Origin of the sequence: Streptomyces sp. NBC_00443, from assembly GCF_036014175.1 — a bacterium.
GTDB lineage: Bacteria > Actinomycetota > Actinomycetes > Streptomycetales > Streptomycetaceae > Streptomyces.
In genome coordinates, this window is the sequence record NZ_CP107917.1 from 7618175 (window position 1) to 7637505 (window position 19331).

Consider the following 19331-nt stretch of genomic DNA (forward strand, 5'->3'; position numbering starts at 1 on the left):
CCGACGCTCGGCCCAGCCGAAGTGACTGAGGGACCCGCAGGCTGAGAAGGCCTGCGGGTCCCGCTGTGTCCGCGAACCTCAGAACCCCCAAGGTGAACCCATGCCCCCCGCCACCCCCGAGCTGATCTCCCCCCGCTCCCCCCGGGTCTCCGCCGCCCGGCGGCTCGCCAAGCGGAACTTCCGGGGCAAGGAGCGGCTGTTCCTCGCGGAGGGGCCGCAGGCCGTGCGGGAGGCGGCCGGGCACGAGGGCACGCTGATCGAGCTGTTCGCCACGCTCGACGCCGCGGAGCGGTACGCCGACATCGTGGGGGAGGCCCAGGACGCGGGCGCCCGTGTCCACCTCGCCTCCGAGCAGGTCATCGCCGACGTCTCGACCACCGTCACGCCTCAGGGGCTCGTCGGCGTCTGCCGGTTCATCGACACCCCCTTCGAGGAGATCCTCGCCGCCCGGCCCAAGCTCGTCGCCGTGCTCGCGAACGTACGGGACCCTGGGAACGCCGGGACCGTGCTGCGGTGCGCCGACGCGGCCGGCGCCGAGGCGGTCGTCCTCACCGACGCGTCCGTCGATCTCTACAACCCCAAGTCCGTACGAGCCTCCGTCGGGTCGCTGTTCCACCTTCCCGTCGCCGTCGGCGTGCCCGTCGAGCGGGCCGTGGCCGGGCTCAAGGACGCCGGTGTGCGGATTCTCGCCGCCGACGGGGCCGGTACGGACGATCTCGACGACGAGCTCGACAAGGGCACCATGGGCGGGCCGACCGCCTGGGTGTTCGGGAACGAGGCCTGGGGGCTTCCGGAGGAGACGCGGGCGCTGGCCGACGCCGTCGTGCGCGTCCCGATCCACGGGAAGGCCGAGAGCCTGAACCTCGCGACCGCCGCGGCCGTATGTCTCTATGCATCGGCCCGAGCACAGCGCGCCTCCGCAGGGTGCCGCACCGTCACCGAGAGCTAGTAGGGTGACCAGCTCGGGGGCCCCTCAGCCGTCGTGAGAGGTGGGGTACGGGGATGAGTGTCGGCACGAGCAGCGCACCTGGGGCGCGTGAGGTGCGGCGGCCGTCCGCGTCCCGGCCCGGTGATCTCGCCGAGCTCGGTATCGATCCCGACGACCTGCCCGACGGCCTCGTCGTCGCCGACGAGCACGGGCACGTCATCTGCTTCAACACCGCTGCCGAGCGCATCACAGCCGTCCGCGCCGCCGACGCCCTCGGGCAGCGGCTGGAGAAGGCGCTGCCGTTAGAGGACCTGGAAGGGCGGCGCTGGTGGCAGCTGACGGATCCGTACGGCGGGCTCGCCATCCGTCGTCGGCAGCCCGAGCGCAATCTCCTCCTGCCGGGCGGTCGGGAGGTGCTCGTCTCGGTGCGGTACGTGCGAGGTGAGCCGACCGGGCCCGTCCGCCGCGTCGTCGTCTCCCTGCGTGACACCGAGGCCCGCCGCCGCACCGAGCGCAGTCACGCCGAGCTGATCGCCACCGTCGCTCACGAGCTGCGCTCGCCGCTCACCTCCGTCAAGGGCTTCACCGCCACGCTCCTGGCCAAGTGGGCACGGTTCACCGACGACCAGAAGCGGCTCATGCTGGAGACCGTCGACGCCGACGCCGACCGGGTCACCCGGCTCATCGCCGAGCTGCTCGACATCTCGCGCATCGACTCCGGCCGCCTCGAGGTGCGCCGCCAGCCCGTCGACATGGGCGCGGCCGTCGGGCGGCACATCCAGGCGTACGTCGCCGCCGGCCAGCCCGCCGACCGGTTCCTGCTGCGCGTCGAGCAGCCGCTGCCCGCCCTGTGGGCCGACCCCGACAAGATCGACCAGGTGCTCAGCAACCTCATCGAAAATGCCGTGCGGCACGGCGACGGAACGGTCACCATTGACGTCACGGCCACGGCGTCCCCCCGCGAGGGCGAGGACACCGGCACGTCGGTCACGGTGAGCGACGAGGGGCCCGGCATCCCGGAGGAGTCCATGAACCGCGTCTTCACCCGCTTCTGGCGGGGCAGCAAGCGCGGCGGCACGGGCCTCGGGCTCTACATCGTCAAGGGCATCGTCGAGGCTCACGGCGGCGCCATCGAGGTCGGCCGCGCCCCCGGCGGCGGCGCGCAGTTCCGATTTACGTTGCCCGTGGCGGCACCGGCGTATCTCACCTGAGATCCGGCCCCGGCCCCACGGGCGCATTCGCATTCCTCAACCCCGTTAGACTCGGCCTTTGGCACCTTTGTGTCCCAAAAACCGTGACGATCTGTCCACGAGTCGGTACGGGGACCTTCAGCCAGCCAACCGGAAGCACGGGAAGAGATGTCGGCACCGAATAAGTCGTACGACCCTGTCGAGGTCGAGGCGTTGAAACCGGAAGAGATCGAGCGCATGCGGGACGAGGCGCTCGCCGCCTTCGCCGCCGCGGACTCCCTCGACGCGCTCCAGGAGGCCAAGGTCGCCCACACCGGCGGCGCGTCCCCGCTGGCGCTCGCCAACCGCGAGATCGGCGCCCTGCCTCCGCAGGCCAAGGCGGAGGCCGGCAAGCGCGTCGGCCAGGCCCGCGGCGCCGTGAACAAGGCGCTCGCCGGCCGTCAGGCCGAGCTGGAGGCCGAGCGGGACCAGCGCGTGCTGGTCGAGGAGGCGGTGGACGTCACGCTGCCCTACGACCGTGTACCGGCCGGCGCCCGCCACCCGCTCACCACGCTCTCGGAGCGCATCGAGGACGTCTTCGTGGCCATGGGCTACGAGGTCGCCGAGGGCCCCCAGGTCGAGGCCGAGTGGTTCAACTTCGACGCCCTCAACATCGGCCCGGACCACCCGGCGCGCGGCGAGGCCGACACGTTCTTCGTGCAGGGCCCCGACGGCGGCACCGAGTCCGGTGTCGTGCTGCGCACCCACACCTCGCCCGTGCAGATCCGCTCGCTGCTCAGCCGCGAACTGCCGGTGTACGTGATCTGCCCCGGCGTGGTCTACCGCACCGACGAGCTGGACGCCACGCACACCCCGGTCTTCCGCCAGGTCGAGCTGCTGGCCGTGGACGAGGGCCTCACCATGGCCGACCTCAAGGGCACGATGGACCACATGGTCCAGGCCCTGTTCGGCGAGGGCATGAAGACCCGGCTCAGGCCGAACTTCTTCCCGTTCACCGAGCCGTCCGCCGAGATGGACATGGTCTGCTACGTCTGCCGCGGCGAGTCCGTCGGCAACCCCGACCGGCCCTGCCGTACCTGCTCCTCCGAGGGCTGGATCGAGCTCGGCGGCTGCGGCATGGTCAACCCGCGGGTGCTCAAGGCCTGTGGCGTCGACCCGGAGAAGTACAGCGGCTTCGCCTTCGGGTTCGGCATCGAGCGGATGCTGATGTTCCGCCACAACGTCGAAGACATGCGAGACATGGTCGAGGGTGACGTCCGGTTCACCCGGCCGTTCGGGATGGAGATCTGATGCGGGTCCCGCTTTCTTGGCTGCGGGAGTACGTCGACCTGCCGGCGACGGAAACCGGCCGCGACGTCCAGGAGAAGCTCGTCTCGGCCGGCCTGGAGGTCGAGACCGTCGAGCATCTCGGCGCCGACCTCAAGGGCCCGCTCGTCGTCGGCAAGGTGCTGACCATCGAGGAGCTGACGGAGTTCAAGAAGCCGATCCGCTTCTGCACCGTCGACGTCGGCCAGGCCAACGGCACCGGTGAGCCGCAGGAGATCGTCTGCGGTGCGCGGAACTTCCAGGTCGGCGACAAGGTCGTGGTCGTGCTCCCCGGCGCCACGCTGCCCGGTGGCTTCTCGATCTCCGCTCGCAAGACGTACGGCAAGACGTCCCACGGCATGATCTGCTCCGGCGACGAGCTGGGCATGGGCGACGACGGCACCAAGGGCATCATCGTGCTGCCGCCGGAGACCGAGGTCGGCAAGGACGCCATCGAGCTGCTGGAACTCGTCGACGAGGTCCTGGACATCGCCGTCACCGCCAACCGCGGCGACTGCCTGTCCATCCGCGGCGTCGCCCGCGAGGCCGCCATCGGCTACGGCCTCCCGCTGCGCGACCCGGCCCTCATCGACGTGCCCGGCCCGAACGCCTACGGCTACCCGGTGCAGGTCTCCGACCCGATCGGCTGCGACCGCTTCACCGCCCGCACGGTGACCGGCCTGAGCCCCGAGGCGCGCTCCCCGATCTGGCTGCAGCGCCGCCTGCAGAAGGTCGGTATGCGCCCGATCTCGCTCGCCGTCGACATCACCAACTACGTGATGATGGAACTCGGCCAGCCGTTGCACGCCTACGACCGCAACCTGGTCCAGGGCACGATCGGTGTGCGCCGGGCGCAGGAGGGCGAGAAGCTCGTCACCCTCGACGGCACCGAGCGCAAGCTGCACTCCGAGGACCTGGTCATCACCGACGAGCGCGGCCCGATCGGCCTCGCGGGCGTCATGGGCGGCGCCGACACCGAGATCGCCGACCACGACGATCTGGAGAACGCGTCGACCGAGGTCGTCATCGAGGCCGCCCACTTCGACCAGGTGTCGATCGCGCGCACGGCCCGCCGCCACAAGCTGTCCTCGGAGGCGTCCCGCCGCTTCGAGCGCGGCGTCGACCCGGCCGCCGCGGCGGCCGCCGCCCAGCGCACCGTCGACCTGCTCGTGCTGCTCGCGGGCGGCACCGCCGAGGGCGGCGTCACCGAGGTCATCGCACCCTCCGCGCCGCACACCATCACCACGCCGGCCGACCACCCGGACAAGGTCGCGGGTGTGGAGTACGGCCGTGAGACGGTCGTACGGCGGCTGCAGGAGATCGGCTGCGACGTGTACGGGCAGGACGAGCTGATCGTCACCGTGCCGTCCTGGCGACCCGACCTGCTGGAGTCGAACGACCTGGCCGAAGAGGTCATCCGCCTGGAGGGTTACGAGAACCTGCCCTCCACGCTGCCCAGGCCTCCGTCCGGCCGTGGCCTGACCCACCGTCAACGGCTGCACCGCCGGGTCGGCCGCGCGCTGGCCGGCGCGGGCTACGTCGAGGCGCCGAACTACCCCTTCGTCAGCGAGCAGGTCTTCGACCAGCTCGGCCTGGAGGCCGACGACCCGACCCGCCGCGTCGTGAAGCTCGTCAACCCGCTCAACGACGAGGAGCCCGCGCTGCGTACGTCGCTGCTGCCGGGTCTGCTCGGTGCGCTGCGCCGCAACGACGGCCGGGGTTCGCACGATCTGGCCCTGTTCGAGACGGGCCTGGTCTTCCAGCCGCGTGCCGAGCAGCGCGTCGCCGGGCACCTGCCGGTCGACCGCCGCCCGACCGACGAGGAGATCGCCGCGCTGAACGCCGTGCTGCCCGAGCAGCCCCGGCACGTGGCCGTCGTCCTCGCCGGCGCGCGCGAGCAGGCCGGCTGGTGGGGCAAGGGCCGTCCGGCCGACTGGGCCGACGCGGTGGAGGCGGCGCGTGCCGTCGCCGTCGAAGCGGGCGCCGAACTGATCGTGCGGGCCGGGCAGTACGGGCCGTGGCACCCGGGCCGGTGCGCCGAGCTGGCGATCACCGTCGACGGTGCGCAGCGGGTCGTCGGTCACGCCGGTGAGCTGCACCCGAGGGTGCTCAAGGCGCTGGGCCTCCCCGGGCGTACCTGCGCGATGGAGCTGGACCTGGACGCGCTGGAGCAGGTCGGGGACGGTACGCCGCAGGCGCCTGCCATCTCCACGTTCCCGGTCGCCACGCAGGATGTCGCCCTCGTCGTCGACAAGCCGGTGCCGGCCGCGGAGGTCGAGGAAGCGTTGCGTGAGGGGGCGGGCGAACTTCTCGAGGGGATCCGGCTGTTCGACGTGTACGTCAATGACGAGCAGCTCGGTGACGGGAAGAAGTCGCTGGCGTATGCGTTGCGCTTCCGTGCGGGGGACCGGACGCTGACCGTCGACGAGGCGTCGGCTGCCCGGGACGCTGCGGTGGCCCTCGCAGGCGAGCGGACGGGTGCGGTGCTGAGGGGGTAGTTCGCCCAAGGGGCGGGGGACTGTTGCCTCTTCGGCGGCTGCGGGTAGTCCGTGGCTGGTCGCGCAGTTCCCCGCGCCCCTTGTGGGGGCACGCCCCCCCACACCCCCATCGGGGCGTTGTGGTCACCTCACTCAAAAGGGTGACTTCTCTGGGTGATCTGGTACTTCCGGGTGCTCTGTCGACAGAATCGGACCGGCCTTTCGGGGTCGGTCCGTCTGCGTTGTCAGGGCCTATTGGGGGGCCATCGGCATGTTCCGCATCAAGGGTCGGGTTCCCCGCAAGGTGATCGCGTGGGGGCTGCCCACCGCCTGGGGCGCGACGGCCATCACATACAAGCTGACCTGCCCGCTCGCCCAGCAGGACAGCCTCGGCGCCCGGGTCGTGACCAGTGCCGTCTTCTTCGCCGTGGGTACGGGGCTGATCGTGCACGTCCGGCAGGCCCTGCTGCGTGAGCTCCAGCAGGTCCGCAAGGTCGCCGGTGCCGCGCAGAGCGCGCTGCTGCGGCCGCTGCCCGCGCGCATCGACGGGCTGGACGTCGCCGCCGCCCAGCTCTCCGCGGACCGCAGTGCCTGTGTCGGCGGTGACCTGTACGAGGTCATCGCCACCGAACACGGCGTACGGGCGGTGATGGGCGACGTCCGCGGCCATGGCATCAGCGCCATCGGCACCGTGGCCGCGGTCCTCGGGAGCTTCCGCGAGGCCGTCCACGACGAGCCCGACCTGGGCGCGGTACTCGGCAGACTGGACCGGGCCCTGGCCCGGCACCTGCGCTCGTCTGACGACCCGGTCTCCGAGGAGTTCGTCACCGTACTGCTGCTGGAGATCGGTCAGGACGGCGAGATCACCGCCCTCAACTGCGGTCATCCCTGGCCGTATCTGCTGAGCGGCAGGACCGTCGAACCCCTCGCGCGAGCCGACCCGCTCCCACCCCTGGGCCCGTTCCCGCTCCCGCCCGAACCGACCCCACTGCCCTGTGGCTCGCTCCTGCCCGGCGAGTCGCTGGTCCTGTACACGGACGGCGTCGAGGACGCGAGGGACGCGAGAGGCCGGTTCTTTTCGCTCCGGGCCGCACTCATCGGCACCGTACGGAACCCCCCGATCACTCCCCAGACGGTCCTGCGCACGCTCTTCACGGCCCTCATCCGCCACACGAGGGGAAGGCCGGCAGACGACATAGCGCTGCTGGTCCTACGGAACGACAGAACCCACGTCCACTGCCGCGCCCCTTCAGGGGCGCGGGGAACTGCGCGACCAGCCCCGCACGACCCGCTGCCGACCAACCACCTTTAGCGCAACGGCGATTGGTCGCACAGCCCAGCTGCGGGCAGGCCATCCGCCCAGCCGCGGAGTGTCGGGCAGGCAGCTGGGCGGACGGCGCGGATGCGGGCCGCCGCACTGTACGAGGGGGAGCCGGCGGCCCGGCCGGCCTCTTGCGAGGCATTTCAGTCAACCGGTTGGAAACTCTCCGCAACAGCGCGCGCACGCTGCGGATTCGCGTACTCCGTTCACACCCCGTGTGAAGCGGTTCGCACTACTCTGACGACACCGAGCCACCCGGGGGGCATCCATGCAGCCCAACACTTTGCTCGACGCGATCCTGGACGAGGCGGGGGTCTCGCACGCGGGGCTGGCCGCACACGTGAACCAGGCGGGGCGGGCGCGCGGACTCGCGCTGAGATACGAACACACCGCCGTCGCACGGTGGTTGAAGGGGCAGCGGCCGCGCGGCCAGGTGCCCGACCTGATCTGCGAGGTGCTCGCCGCCCGGCTGCACCGCACCGTCACGCTCGACGACATCGGCCTCGGCGTGCCCGGCGAGCAGTCGGCCGTGCACACCACCTCGCTGTCCGGCTTCGTGGAGCGGGCCACCGCCCTGTGGCGCTCCGACGAACAGCAGCGGCCCCACATCCTGGGCGCCCCGGCGGTCACCGGCACGCCCGCCGTGATGCCCGTGTGGGAGTGGGAGAACCCGCCTGAGGACGTGGACGTCTCGCGCGGCGGCCGGCACCGGGTCACCCCCGCCGACCTGGAGATGCTGCGGTCCGCCCGTACGCACTACGAGCAGATGTACCGCAAGGCGGGCGGCATGGCGACCCGTACCCGGATCGTCGGCTTCCTCAACGCCGAGGCCGCCCCGCTGCTGCGCGGCAGCTACACCGACGCGACGGGGCGTCAACTGCACCGGGCGACGGGCGGGTTGGTGGCCATCGCGGGCATCTGTGCCTACGACTCCGACGCGCACGGGCTCGCCCAGCGGTACTTCCATCAGGCGCTGCGGCTCGCGAAGGCCAGCGGGGACCGGGGGCTCGGCGCCTATGTGATCGCGATGCTCGTCAACCAGGCGCTGTTCATGCGGGAGTTCCGGCAGGCCGTCGCCTTCGCGGAGGCCGCGCTGCGGGCCGCCGGCAAGCACATCACCCCGGCGCTCGCCTCCGACCTGTACGCGATGCAGGCGAAGGCGTACGCCCACCTCGGCGACGGCACGAGCGCCCTGTCCTGCATACGGCGTGCCGAGCAGGCCGCAGATCGCATCCGACGCGGATACGAACCCGACGAGACCGGCTATGTCCAGCCGGGGTTGGTCAACGTCCAGGTGGCGGAGGCGCTGCTCAGCCTCGGGGAGCTGGCGGCCGCGGGGGAGCATGCCGCGGCCGCCGTCGACAATCCCGCGCACGACCGGGGCCGGGTGCACCGGCTGGCCATGCTCAGCACGATCGAGCTGCGTCAGGGCAACGCCGACAAGGCGGTGGCCATCGCGGTGCAGATGGCCGAGCAGGCCCGGGGAATGGAGTCCCAGCGCCTGCGCGACAGACTCCGGGCGGTACGCGAACACCTGGTGCGCAACGGCTGTGCGGGCACGGCCGAGGCGGCCGAACTCATCGACGGAGCACTGCGCGTACCGCTGTAACCCGGCCACGACGGGGCACCCGAGCACCGACACTTCATAGTCCCTGCTGCGATATTGCCACTTACTCGACGGAAGGTGGCAGAACCGTGCAGTGGACGAAGCAGAGCGAACAAACTGTGTATGAAAACCGCTGGTTCACCGTCAACCTGGCAGACGTGGAACTGCCGGACGGTCGGCACCTGGACCACTTCCTGATACGGATGCGGCCGGTCGCCGTGGCCACGGTGGTCAACGAGGCGGGCGAAGTCCTCCTCCTGTGGCGCCATCGCTTCATCACCGACAGCTGGGGGTGGGAACTCGCGGCAGGCGTCGTAGAGGACGGCGAGGACATCGTCCGTGCGGCCGCCAGGGAGCTCGAGGAGGAGACCGGCTGGCGGCCGGGACCCCTGCACCACCTCATGAGCGTGGAGCCCTCCAACGGGCTCACCGACGCCCGGCACCACATCTACTGGGCCGACGAGGGCGAGTATGTCGGGCATCCCGTGGACGACTTCGAGTCGGACCGCCGGGAATGGGTTCCTCTCAAACTCGTCCCCGACATGATCGCCCGGGGGGAGGTCCCTGCCGCCAACATGGCGGCTGCGTTACTGATGCTGCACCATCTCCGGGTCTAGGCCTCGTGATCAATACACCTAGCGCCCCACCGCCTGCCAGATCGTCACGACGAGAGCACCCACGGCGGTGATGGCGGCGACCGCGGGCAGCGGCCAGCGCGCGTGTTCCAGTGTGTGGATCCGGGTGTTCAGCTCGTCGAGTTCCTTGGCGCTCTCCTCGGTGCGGTGCGTGAGCAGAGCCAGCCCGCCCTCCACACGGGCGTAGGCGACGTCGAGGCGACGTCGTAACTCTGCGAGTTCCCCTTGTACGACGGGATGCTCGGGATCGGCGGTCACTTGTCCGCTCCTTTCCGTAGTCATCTCACATCCCTGGCATGCGCAGGGAAAGTGAACTCGCCTGGTGGGTGCGTGGGGAGAGTGTGCGAGGGGCATATGCGAGCCCGGAGCGCACACGGTGTGTGAATGACGCGGGCCCGGCACCTTCTCGGTGCCGGGCCCGTTCGGATGGGCGGAATCTGACCGTCCGTAATCAGCCGTAGGTGTAGAAGCCGGAGTTCGTCTTGCGGCCCAGCCGGCCGGCGTCGACCATGCGCAGCAGCAGCGGGGGAGCGGCGTACAGCGGCTCCTTGAACTCTTCGTACATGCTCTGCGCCACCGAGGCGACCGTGTCCAGCCCGATCAGGTCGGCCAGCTTCAGCGGGCCCATCGGGTGGGCGCAGCCGAGCTCCATGCCGTTGTCGATGTCCTCGCGGCTGGCGATGCCCGACTCGAACATCCGGATCGCGGAGAGGAGGTAGGGGATCAGCAGCGCGTTCACGACGAAGCCGGACCGGTCCTGGGCACGGATGGCGTGCTTGCCCAGCAGCTTCTCGGCGAACGACTGGGCACGTGCGATCGTGCCCTCGGAGGTGGTGAGCGCCGGGATCAGCTCGACGAGCTGCTGCACCGGGGCCGGGTTGAAGAAGTGGATGCCGATGACCTGGTCGGCGCGCGAGGTGGCGACCGCCAGCTTCACCAGCGGGATCGAGGAGGTGTTGGAGGCGAGGATCGCGTCCGGCCGGGTCACGACCTGGTCGAGCACCTGGAAGATCTCCGTCTTCACCTGCTCGCTCTCGACCACGGCCTCGATCACCAGGTCACGGTCGGCGAACTCGCCGAGGTCGGTGGTGAAGGACAGCCGCCCCTGCGTGGCGTCCCGCTCCTCCTCGGTGATCTTGCCTCGCTCGGCGGCCTTGGCCAGGGAACTGAACAGCCGGGTACGGCCGAACTCCAGGGCCTCGCCGGTGGTCTCGGCGACCCTCACGTCCAGGCCGGCGCGGGCGCACACCTCGGCGATGCCTGCTCCCATCTGGCCGCAGCCCACCACGCCGACGCGTGCAATATCTCCGGAGATGCCGGTCACATCGTCCCCTTCGCTGATCCACGACTGCGGCAGGTCCGCCGTTGTTCGACGCCTGCTCCAAACCTGCACGTTACCTTCGGCGCAGCTTGATCGATCGTTCGGGTGCCTCATGAAAGGCTGACGCGGGGCCGGTCCTCAGGTGCGGACCGGTCACGGGGTGGGCCCTTGACCACGGCACACGGAGGTACGAAGAGATGCTGCACCGGAAGTCACGAATGTCACGACGGGCTTTCTCGGTGACCGCCCTGGCGGCACTCGTGGCGTCAGGAAGCGCGATGGCGGCCGGATCCGCCACAGCGGGCGGAACGGACCGGTCCCGGCGAGAGGCGACCCGGGAGATGCGCGGCGTGTGGGTGGCGACCGTGGCGAACCGGGACTGGCCCTCCAAGCAGGGTCTGAGCGCCGACGCGCAGCGCGCCGAGCTGATCACCCACCTGGACACGGCGGTGGAGCGCCAGCTGAACACGGTGATCCTCCAGGTGCGGCCCACGGCCGACGCCCTGTGGCCGTCGCCGTACGAGCCCTGGTCGCAGGTCCTCACCGGCACCCAGGGCGAGGGCCCCGGCTGGGACCCGCTCGGCACGGCCGTCGAGGAGGCCCACGCCCGCGGTCTTCAGTTGCACGCCTGGTTCAACCCGTATCGCATCGCCAACCACACGGACCTCGGCAAACTGGCCGAGTCGCACCCCGCCCGCGCGCACGAGGACTGGGTGGTGACGTACGGCGGCAAGCTCTACTACAACCCGGGGCTGCCCGACGTCCGTGCCTTCGTGCAGCGGGCCATGCTCGACGCGGTGGAGAGGTACCCGATCGACGGCGTCCACTTCGACGACTACTTCTATCCCTACCCGGTGGCCGGCCAGAACTTCGACGACGACGAGGCCTACGACCGCTACGGCGGCGGCTTCACGGTCCGGGCCGACTGGCGGCGGGACAACATCGACAAGCTGGTCCTGGAGATGGCGGACGCCATCAGGCAGATCCGGCCCACCACCCAGTTCGGCATCAGCCCGTTCGGTGTGTGGCGCAACGACGTCACCGACCCGCTCGGCTCCGACACCCGGGGCGGTGTGCAGACGTACGACGACCTGTACGCGGACACCCGCAAGTGGGTCCGCGAGGGCTGGATCGACTACATCTGCCCGCAGTTGTACTGGAACATCGGCTTCGCGGCCGCCGACTACGCCAAGCTCGTGCCCTGGTGGGCGGAAGTGGCGCGGGGCAGCCGGACGAAGCTGTACGTGGGAGAGGCGCTCTACAAGGCCGGTGACCCGGCGCAGCCCGCGGCCTGGCAGGACCCGGCCGAGCTGTCCCGGCATCTGACACTGGCCAGGGAGCACGCGGAGGTGGGCGGGCACGTGTACTTCGCCGCGAAGGAGGTGGCGGCGGACCGGATCGGGGCCATGGCAAGGGTCGTCGCCGACCACTACGGGCAGCCGGCGATTTCCCCGCGCTGATCTGATCGGCGGGCTACTTCATCGTGTTCCTGTGACGGATCTCGGTGTCGGGGCCGGGGAGCACAGACCCTCGTGCCCGTCCTCGAAGCGGACGCGGTACGGGGGATTGCCCTCATGGCCCAGGATCTCGACGATCTCGCCGACCTTGTCGTGTTGCCCGACCACCCTGCCGTGCTGGACAAGCTGGTCGCCCACGGTTGCACGCATCTGTTGGGCCTCCTCACCAGGTGCGGGAGCAGCGGTCCGTGGCCTTGAGTCTACGGCGTGGAGCGGTGGTTGGAGGTGGGTCGTGCGGCCCGCTCAGCCACGCGCCCGCTGGGTCACGGCGATGCACACGAGCACCGCCGCGGCCGTCAGCGGGGCGGCCACTGTCAGGTGCTCGCCCAGCAGCAGCACCGACCACACCAGTGTGAACAGGGGCTGGGCCAACTGCAACTGGCTGGCCTTCGGGATGCCGATCGCCGCCATCCCCCGGTACCAGACGACCATGCCGAGGAACTGCGAGCCCGCCGCGACCCACAGCAGCCCGGTCACGCCGTGCCAGGCCAGATGCACGGGTTCGTACGACAACGCGACCGCCGCGACCGGGGCGGTCAGCGGCAGACACAGCACCAGTGTCCAGCCGATCACCTGCCAGCCCGGCATGACCCGGGCCAGCCTGCCGCCCTCGGTGTAGCCGGCCGCGCACACCAGCAGCGCCGCGAAGAGATACAGGTCGGCCGTGGTCAGGGCGCCTCCGCTCTGCTGCACGGTGAAGGCGACCACCGCGGCCGCGCCCGCCAGCGCCGCCGTCCAGAAGGTGCGCGAGGGACGGGTGCCGACGCGCAGGGCGGAGAACAGGGCCGTGGTCAGCGGGAGCAGACCGACCACGACGGCGGCGTGCGCGGTGGTGGACGTCTGGAGTGCCAGCGTGGTGAGCAGGGGGAAGCCGAGGACCACTCCGGCGGCGACCACCGCCAGGCCCGCCCAGTGCCGACGTGCGGGCAGCGGCACGCGCAGAGCCAGCAGGCAGACCCCCGCGATCAGCGCGGCCAGCAGGCTGCGCACGGCGACCAGGGACCAGGGCCCGAAGCTCTCCAGGCCCCAGGCGGTGGCGGGGAAGGTGAGGGAGAAGGCCGCGACCCCCAGGGCCGCCTGGACGGTGCCTCCGACGGTCGCCCCGGCCGGGGCGACCCGCATTGCCTTGCCGTCGGTCACTGCTATCGAGCTCGGGGCAGTAGCGCTATTCTTGGTCCTCATGCAAGAGCGTAGCAGTGTCGGTGAACTGGCGGATCGGCTGCGGCGGGAACTGGACCGCTACTCTCCGGGTGGAAAGCTGCCGTCGAGCCGGGCCCTCGTGGAGCGATACCGGGTGAGCCCGGTGACCGTCTCCCGCGCCCTCGCGCAGCTGGCCGCCGAGGGGCTCGTGGTGACCCGGCCCGGAGCCGGAGCCTTCCGCGCCGAGGCGCACACCCGGACCGCCGCCGTGGGGGACACCTCCTGGCAGGAGGTGACGCTCAGCGCGGACGCCGCCGCGGAACTCGTACCGCGCTCGGTGGACGCCTCCGGGGTGCTGGCCTCGCTCACCGCGCCGCCGCCCGGTGTGATCGAGTTCAACGGCGGCTATCTGCACCAGTCGTTGCAGCCGGAGCGGGCCATGGCCGCCGCGCTGTCCCGGGCCGGCCGACGGCCCGGGGCGTGGGGGAGGCCGCCCATGGAGGGGCTGCCGGAGCTGCGGGAGTGGTTCGCGCGCAGCATCGGCGGGCCGGGCGGCGCCGTCACCGCCGCCGAGGTGCTGATCACCGCCGGCGGCCAGTCGGCCCTGACGACCGCGCTCCGGGCACTCGCGCCGCCGGGTGCACCGGTGCTGGTGGAGTCGCCGACCTACCCGGGCATGCTGGCGATCGCCCGCGCGGCCGGGCTGCGCCCGGTTCCCGTCCCGGTCGACGCCGACGGCGTACGGCCGTCCCTGCTCGCCGACGCCTTCCGGGCGACCGGCGCCCGCGTCTTCGTCTGCCAGCCGCTGTTCCAGAACCCGACCGGCGCGCTGCTCGCCCCCGACCGGCGCGGCGAGGTGCTGCGCGTCGCACGCGAGGCCGGTGCCTTCGTCGTCGAGGACGACTTCGTGCGACGGCTGGTGCACGAGGACGCGGGGCCGCTGCCGCGTCCGCTGGCCGCCGAGGACCCCGACGGCGTCGTCGTCCATGTCTGCTCGCTGACCAAGGCCACCTCGCCCAGCTTCCGGGTGAGCGCGCTTGCCGCCCGCGGCCCGGTGCTGGAGCGGCTGCGCGCCATCCAGGTCGTGGACACCTTCTTCGTGCCGCGGCCGTTGCAGGAGGCGGCACTTGAACTGGTCGGCTCACCCGCCTGGCCGCGCCATCTGCGGGCGATCTCCGCCGAGTTGAAGACCCGCCGGGACACGATGACGGCCGCCCTGCGCCTCGACCTCCCCCAACTCGCCCTCCCGCACATCCCGTCCGGCGGCTACCACCTCTGGCTCCGCCTGCCCGACGGCACCGGGGGCACCTCCCAGGCTTTCGGCTCCGGGGGAGAGTCCGCGCTGACCTCCGCCGCCCTGCGCTCGGGCGTCGCGATCACCCCCGGCCGCCCGTACTTCAGCGCGGAGCCCTCGGCCGGGCACTTGCGGTTGAGCTTCGCGGCGGTGGCGGGGGCGGGGGAGATCACGGAGGGCGTGCGGCGCCTGCGTACGGCTTGGGACGAGGTGTTCTAGTGGCGGGGCAGCGGTGCGAGGCCGCACGCGAACCAGTCGCACCCGCCACTGACAACGCCCCGCCCACCGGGGAAAACGGCTCGACGTCGGCGCCCCCGGCCTGCGAATCTCGCCGCATGACCGATACCCCGTTCCTCGCCCAGGGCTACGAGATCTTGACCGACCCCGACCGCATCGACGCCGAGCGCGTGCACCGGTGGCTGTCCACCGATGCGTACTGGGCGATGGGGCGGGAGCGGGAGAAGCAGGACCGGGCGATCGAGGGTTCGCTGAACTTCGGGGTGTACGCGACGGTTTCGGGGGAGCAGGTGGCGTATGCCCGAGTCGTCACCGACCGGGCGACTTTCGCGTGGCTGTGCGACGTGTACGTCGACCCGTCGGTGCGCGGCAAGGGGATCGGAACCGCGCTCGTCGGGGCCGTCCGCGAGCAGGTGCGGTCGTACGGGGTGAAGCGGTTGCTGCTTGCCACCCACGACGCGCACGGGGTCTACGAGAAGCACGGGTTCGCGCCGCTGGAGAAGCCGGACCGCTGGATGGCGCTCTACTTCTGAGTTCGGGCCGTCTTCGAGGGGCCGGGCGTCCTCTGAGGGGCAGACATCGTGCTTGAACTTTCCAACTGATCGTTTTTCAGCGACATGTCCGTCTGATCCTGACCCCGCAGTAAAGCTTCGCCAACCCTCGGTGACAGCTGCACAACCTCTCTTGACCTGGGCACTTTCGCGACACACCATCACCGCATGTCGCTTCGGGTCACGTTCGTCGCCGCCGCGCGCAGCTCCCCGCTCCTCGCCGAGCGCTTCGAGGACGACCGGCCGCTGGACCAGGCAGGCTGGGGCGAGGTGCAGCTCGCCGCGCGCGACCTGCTGCCGCTGGCGGCGGCCGAGCTGCGCTACTGCTCGCCGACCCCGCGCAGCCGCGCCACCGGCGACGCCCTCGGCTACGCACCGCTGGTGCAACTCGCCCTGCGCGACTGCGACATGGGACGCTGGCGCGGGCTCACGCTCGGCGAGGCGATGGCCCGCGAGCCGGAGGCGGTGGACGCCTGGCTGGCCGACCCGCGGAGCACCCCGCACGGCGGCGAGTCGCTGCTCGCTTTCATCGCCCGGGTCGGCAACTGGCTCGACACCCGGCCAGTGGAGGACGGCGGTCGTATCGTCGCCGTGGCCGAGCCGTCCGTGATCCGTGCCGCGCTGGTGTACGCGCTGAAGGCGCCGCCGTCGACGTACTGGAACATCGACGTACGTCCCCTGTCGGCGACCACCGTGACCGGCCGGGCAGGGCGTTGGTACCTCCGCTTCGAGGGAGCGCCGGTTCAGCCCTCGCGGGCGTAGTCGGTGGTGAGGGCCAGGTCCTTGGCGGGGCCGCGCACCCGCCACACCGTCCGCCAGTGGTCCTCGTCGAGGACGGTGAACTCGCCCCGGTAGAGGTCGGCCGAGCAGGGGTGGTCCGCGATGTGCCGCCCCGACGTCAGGTCGAGGTCGTGGAAGGGGCGGCCGTCGGAGAACCGTACGTCCGCCGTGCCCCGCGCGCTGCCCGGCAGAAAGTGCAGTGTGCGCTCGGCGGGCCTCGGGACGCCCTGCCAGGCGAAGGTGCCGGACTCGTGATGCAGTAGCCCGCCCCCCTCCAGCGGGCCGAAAACCGTCGTACCGGAGAACACCCCCTCGTCCCCGCTCGCCAGATCCCGTACGGAACGGACGACGCGCCAGCTCCCGGCGAGATACGCCAGCACATCCGGAACCGGCCAGAACTCGCCCATGCCGCCCTCACTTCCGACACTTTCGGTACCGCGGGACCCGTTGACGCTCAGGATCCCCCTCCCTATCTTGCCGTTCGAAGTGTTGATCAGCATCTGATATTTCGAACATCGAGCCGCGGAGTATCCATGCCACGCACCCCCAGCCGCTGGAGATTCGGCGTCGCTGCCACCGCCTTCCTCGCGGCAGCCGCCCTGGTCCCGGCCCCCGCCCACGCCGAGGACGTCACCGACTACGCCATCACCCTCGACCCCACCGCCCAGGGCGCGAAGATCGACAACACGATGTACGGCGTCTTCTTCGAGGACATCAACCGGGCCGCGGACGGCGGTCTGTACGCCGAGCTCGTGCAGAACCGGTCCTTCGAGTACTCCACCGCCGACAACGGCTCCTACACCCCGCTCACCTCGTGGGCGGTCGACGGCACCGCCGAGGTCGTGAACGACTCCGGCCGGCTCAACGAACGCAACCGCAACTACCTGTCCCTGGGAGCCGGTTCGTCCGTCACGAATACCGGCTACAGCACCGGCGTCCGGGTCGAGCAGGGCAAGAGGTACGACTTCTCGGTGTGGGCGCGCGCCGAGAGCGGCAGCACGTTGAGCGTGGGCCTCAAGGACGCCGCGGGCGCACTGGCGACCGCCCGCCAGGTGGCGGTGAAGGGCGGCTGGGCCCAGTACAAGGCCACGTTCACCGCGAGCCGCACCAGCAACCGCGGCCGTCTCGCCGTCGCCGCCACAAACGCGGCGGCCCTCGACATGGTGTCGCTGTTCCCGCGCGGCACCTACAAGAATCAGCCGAACGGCCTGCGCAAGGACCTCGCGGAGAAGATCGCCGCCCTGCACCCGGGATTCGTGCGCTTCCCCGGTGGCTGCCTGGTCAACACCGGCTCCATGGAGGACTACAGCGAGGCCTCCGGCTGGCAGCGCAAGCGCTCCTACCAGTGGAAGGACACCGTCGGCCCGGTCGAACAGCGCGCGACCAATTCCAACTTCTGGGGCTACAACCAGAGCTACGGCCTCGGCTACTACGAGTACTTCCGCTTCTCCGAGGACATCGGCGCCATGCCGCTGCCCGTGGTCCCGGCCCTCGTGACCGGCTGCGGCCAGAACAAGGCCGTCGACGACGAGGCTCTGCTCAAGCGGCACATCCAGGACACCCTGGACCTCATCGAGTTCGCGAACGGCCCGGCGACCTCCGAGTGGGGCAAGGTGCGCGCCCGGATGGGCCACCCCAAGCCCTTCCGCATGACCCACCTGGAGGTCGGCAACGAGGAGAACCTCCCGAACGAGTTCTTCGCGCGGTTCCAGCAGTTCCGTGCCGCGATCGAGGCCGAGTACCCGGACATCACGGTCGTCTCCAACTCCGGCCCGGACGACAGCGGCACGACCTTCGACACTGCCTGGAAGCTGAACCGCGAGGCGAACGTCGAGATGGTCGACGAGCACTACTACAACAGCCCCAACTGGTTCCTGCAGAACAACGACCGCTACGACTCCTACGACCGCAGCGGCCCGCAGGTCTTCCTCGGTGAGTACGCCTCCCAGGGCAACGCCTGGAAGAACGGCCTCTCCGAAGCCGCGTTCATGACCGGCCTGGAGCGCAACGCGGACGTCGTCAAGCTCGCCTCGTACGCCCCGCTGCTCGCCAACGAGGACTACGTCCAGTGGCGGCCGGACCTGGTCTGGTTCAACAACCGCTCCTCCTGGAACTCGACGAACTACGAGGTCCAGAAGCTGTTCATGAACAACGTCGGCGACCGGGTCGTCCCCTCGAAGGCGACCACCACGCCGGACGTCAGCGGCCCGATCGCCGGTGCCGTCGGCCTGTCGACGTGGGCGACGAGTGCCGCGTACGACGACGTATCGGTCACCGCGGCGGACGGCTCGACGCTGCTGAGCGACGACTTCTCCGGCGACGCCACGAAGTGGACGCACTCCGGCGGTGGCAGCTGGAGTGTCCAGGACGGCCAGTACGTACAGACCGACGTGGCCGCCGAGAACACGATGGTGTCGGCCGGCGACCCGGCCTGGCACGACTACGACCTCCATGTGAAGGCCACGAAGAAGTCCGGCAAGGAGGGCTTCCTCGTCGCCTTCGGCGTCAAGGACACCGGCAACTACTACTGGTGGAACCTGGGCGGCTGGAACAACACCCAGTCCGCGATCGAGCAGGCCGTGGACGGCGGCAAGGGCACGCTGATGACGAAGGCCGGGTCGATCGAGACGGGCCGTGCCTACGACATCGACATCAAGGTGCGCGGCCGCCAGGTCACCCTCTCCCTCGACGGCAAGGAGTGGGGCACCTTCACCGACGACAAGCCGGCCGAGCCGTTCCGCCAGGTCGTCACCGAGGACGCCCGCACCGGTGACCTGATCGTCAAGGTCGTCAACGCCCAGTCGACCCCGGCCCGCACGGCGATCGACCTGGGTGGCGCCAAGGTCGCCGCCAAGGCCCGGGTCACCACCCTGGCCGCCGACCAGGACGCGGTCAACACCGAGACGGACGCCCCGGTCACGCCCGTGACGTCCACGTTCTCGGGGGTCGCCGACGAGTTCACGTACACCTTCCCGGCGAACTCCGTGACGTTCCTGAGGATCAAGCAGAGGTGAGGATCAAGCAGAGGT

Annotated in this window: 16 protein-coding genes and 1 pseudogene; 12 read left to right on the forward strand and 5 right to left on the reverse strand. The window is 70.7% G+C overall.

Going from position 1 to position 19331, the window contains the following annotated elements; all coding sequences use genetic code 11:
* Positions 1–100: 100 nt before the first annotated feature.
* The 7 genes from OHO27_RS34660 to OHO27_RS34690 all read left to right on the forward strand — a co-directional run bounded on the left by OHO27_RS34660 (position 101) and on the right by OHO27_RS34690 (position 9444).
* Complete coding sequence (locus tag OHO27_RS34660) at positions 101–949, forward strand: TrmH family RNA methyltransferase (RefSeq protein ID WP_328428896.1); 849 nt, start codon at positions 101–103, stop codon at positions 947–949.
* A 53-nt stretch (positions 950–1002) separates the two neighbouring features.
* Positions 1003–2139 carry a sensor histidine kinase gene (locus OHO27_RS34665; protein WP_328428897.1) on the forward strand — a complete coding sequence of 379 codons (1137 nt, stop codon included), beginning with the start codon at positions 1003–1005 and terminating at the stop codon, positions 2137–2139.
* Between the two features lie 147 nt (positions 2140–2286).
* Positions 2287–3408 carry a phenylalanine--tRNA ligase subunit alpha gene (pheS, locus tag OHO27_RS34670; protein ID WP_328428898.1) on the forward strand — a complete coding sequence of 374 codons (1122 nt, stop codon included), beginning with the start codon at positions 2287–2289 and terminating at the stop codon, positions 3406–3408.
* Positions 3408–5921 carry a phenylalanine--tRNA ligase subunit beta gene (pheT, locus tag OHO27_RS34675; protein ID WP_328428899.1) on the forward strand — a complete coding sequence of 838 codons (2514 nt, stop codon included), beginning with the start codon at positions 3408–3410 and terminating at the stop codon, positions 5919–5921. Before pheS ends, pheT begins: the two co-directional genes overlap by 1 nt.
* Positions 5922–6171: 250 nt before the next feature.
* Complete coding sequence (locus tag OHO27_RS34680) at positions 6172–7212, forward strand: PP2C family protein-serine/threonine phosphatase (RefSeq protein WP_328428900.1); 1041 nt, start codon at positions 6172–6174, stop codon at positions 7210–7212.
* A gap of 277 nt (positions 7213–7489) precedes the next feature.
* The gene (locus tag OHO27_RS34685; RefSeq protein WP_328428901.1) at positions 7490–8830 is read left to right on the forward strand and encodes a transcriptional regulator; all 1341 of its coding nucleotides are present in this window, start codon (positions 7490–7492) and stop codon (positions 8828–8830) included.
* An 86-nt stretch (positions 8831–8916) separates the two neighbouring features.
* On the forward strand, positions 8917–9444 hold the full coding sequence (locus OHO27_RS34690; protein WP_328428902.1) for an NUDIX hydrolase: 528 nt from the start codon (positions 8917–8919) through the stop codon (positions 9442–9444).
* An 18-nt stretch (positions 9445–9462) separates the two neighbouring features.
* Here OHO27_RS34690 and OHO27_RS34695 read toward each other — a convergent pair whose 3' ends face one another.
* Positions 9463–9720 carry a hypothetical protein gene (locus OHO27_RS34695; RefSeq protein ID WP_328428903.1) on the reverse strand — a complete coding sequence of 86 codons (258 nt, stop codon included), beginning with the start codon at positions 9718–9720 and terminating at the stop codon, positions 9463–9465.
* A gap of 193 nt (positions 9721–9913) precedes the next feature.
* Positions 9914–10786, reverse strand: a complete 873-nt coding sequence (locus OHO27_RS34700; RefSeq protein WP_328428904.1) for a 3-hydroxybutyryl-CoA dehydrogenase — start codon at positions 10784–10786, stop codon at positions 9914–9916.
* Positions 10787–11001: 215 nt separating this feature from the next.
* On the opposite strand from OHO27_RS34700, the gene OHO27_RS34705 reads away from it, so the two are divergent.
* Positions 11002–12243 (forward strand): glycoside hydrolase family 10 protein, encoded by a 1242-nt coding sequence (locus tag OHO27_RS34705; RefSeq protein ID WP_328428905.1) that lies wholly within the window; start codon positions 11002–11004, stop codon positions 12241–12243.
* A 13-nt stretch (positions 12244–12256) separates the two neighbouring features.
* On the opposite strand, the pseudogene OHO27_RS34710 reads toward OHO27_RS34705, so the two are convergent.
* A pseudogene (locus OHO27_RS34710) lies at positions 12257–12450 on the reverse strand (DUF1918 domain-containing protein).
* Between the two features lie 93 nt (positions 12451–12543).
* Complete coding sequence (locus tag OHO27_RS34715) at positions 12544–13482, reverse strand: DMT family transporter (RefSeq protein WP_328428906.1); 939 nt, start codon at positions 13480–13482, stop codon at positions 12544–12546.
* Here OHO27_RS34715 and OHO27_RS34720 point away from each other — a divergent pair.
* The 3 genes from OHO27_RS34720 (at position 13481) to OHO27_RS34730 (ending at position 16284) form a co-directional block, all read left to right on the forward strand.
* On the forward strand, positions 13481–14953 hold the full coding sequence (locus OHO27_RS34720; RefSeq protein WP_328428907.1) for an aminotransferase-like domain-containing protein: 1473 nt from the start codon (positions 13481–13483) through the stop codon (positions 14951–14953). The two genes, OHO27_RS34715 and OHO27_RS34720, sit on opposite strands and share 2 nt — an antisense overlap.
* A 116-nt stretch (positions 14954–15069) precedes the next feature.
* On the forward strand, positions 15070–15504 hold the full coding sequence (locus OHO27_RS34725; RefSeq protein ID WP_328428908.1) for a GNAT family N-acetyltransferase: 435 nt from the start codon (positions 15070–15072) through the stop codon (positions 15502–15504).
* A 186-nt stretch (positions 15505–15690) separates the two neighbouring features.
* Positions 15691–16284, forward strand: coding sequence for a histidine phosphatase family protein (locus OHO27_RS34730; protein WP_328428909.1), 594 nt, complete (start codon positions 15691–15693; stop codon positions 16282–16284).
* Here OHO27_RS34730 and OHO27_RS34735 read toward each other — a convergent pair.
* A complete protein-coding gene (locus OHO27_RS34735; RefSeq protein ID WP_328428910.1) occupies positions 16266–16709 on the reverse strand; it encodes a DUF6314 family protein in 444 nt (147 codons plus the stop codon). The two genes, OHO27_RS34730 and OHO27_RS34735, sit on opposite strands and share 19 nt — an antisense overlap.
* Positions 16710–16835: 126 nt before the next feature.
* Between OHO27_RS34735 and OHO27_RS34740 the strand changes: the two genes are divergently transcribed.
* Entirely contained in the window at positions 16836–19316 is a 2481-nt protein-coding gene (locus OHO27_RS34740; protein WP_328428911.1) for an alpha-L-arabinofuranosidase C-terminal domain-containing protein, read from the forward strand.
* Positions 19317–19331 lie beyond the last annotated feature (15 nt).

Bases quoted from the DNA above. Each gene is read 5' to 3' on its own strand.
- OHO27_RS34660 (WP_328428896.1), top strand. From the start codon at position 101: ATGCCCCCCGCCACCCCCGAGCTGATCTCCCCCCGCTCCCCCCGGGTC.
- OHO27_RS34665 (WP_328428897.1), top strand. From the start codon at position 1,003: ATGAGTGTCGGCACGAGCAGCGCACCTGGGGCGCGTGAGGTGCGGCGG.
- pheS (WP_328428898.1), top strand. From the start codon at position 2,287: ATGTCGGCACCGAATAAGTCGTACGACCCTGTCGAGGTCGAGGCGTTG.
- pheT (WP_328428899.1), top strand. From the start codon at position 3,408: ATGCGGGTCCCGCTTTCTTGGCTGCGGGAGTACGTCGACCTGCCGGCG.
- OHO27_RS34680 (WP_328428900.1), top strand. From the start codon at position 6,172: ATGTTCCGCATCAAGGGTCGGGTTCCCCGCAAGGTGATCGCGTGGGGG.
- OHO27_RS34685 (WP_328428901.1), top strand. From the start codon at position 7,490: ATGCAGCCCAACACTTTGCTCGACGCGATCCTGGACGAGGCGGGGGTC.
- OHO27_RS34705 (WP_328428905.1), top strand. From the start codon at position 11,002: ATGTCACGACGGGCTTTCTCGGTGACCGCCCTGGCGGCACTCGTGGCG.
- OHO27_RS34720 (WP_328428907.1), top strand. From the start codon at position 13,481: ATGCAAGAGCGTAGCAGTGTCGGTGAACTGGCGGATCGGCTGCGGCGG.
- OHO27_RS34715 (WP_328428906.1), bottom strand. From the start codon at position 13,482: ATGAGGACCAAGAATAGCGCTACTGCCCCGAGCTCGATAGCAGTGACC.
- OHO27_RS34725 (WP_328428908.1), top strand. From the start codon at position 15,070: ATGACCGATACCCCGTTCCTCGCCCAGGGCTACGAGATCTTGACCGAC.
- OHO27_RS34730 (WP_328428909.1), top strand. From the start codon at position 15,691: ATGTCGCTTCGGGTCACGTTCGTCGCCGCCGCGCGCAGCTCCCCGCTC.
- OHO27_RS34735 (WP_328428910.1), bottom strand. From the start codon at position 16,709: ATGGGCGAGTTCTGGCCGGTTCCGGATGTGCTGGCGTATCTCGCCGGG.
- OHO27_RS34740 (WP_328428911.1), top strand. From the start codon at position 16,836: ATGCCACGCACCCCCAGCCGCTGGAGATTCGGCGTCGCTGCCACCGCC.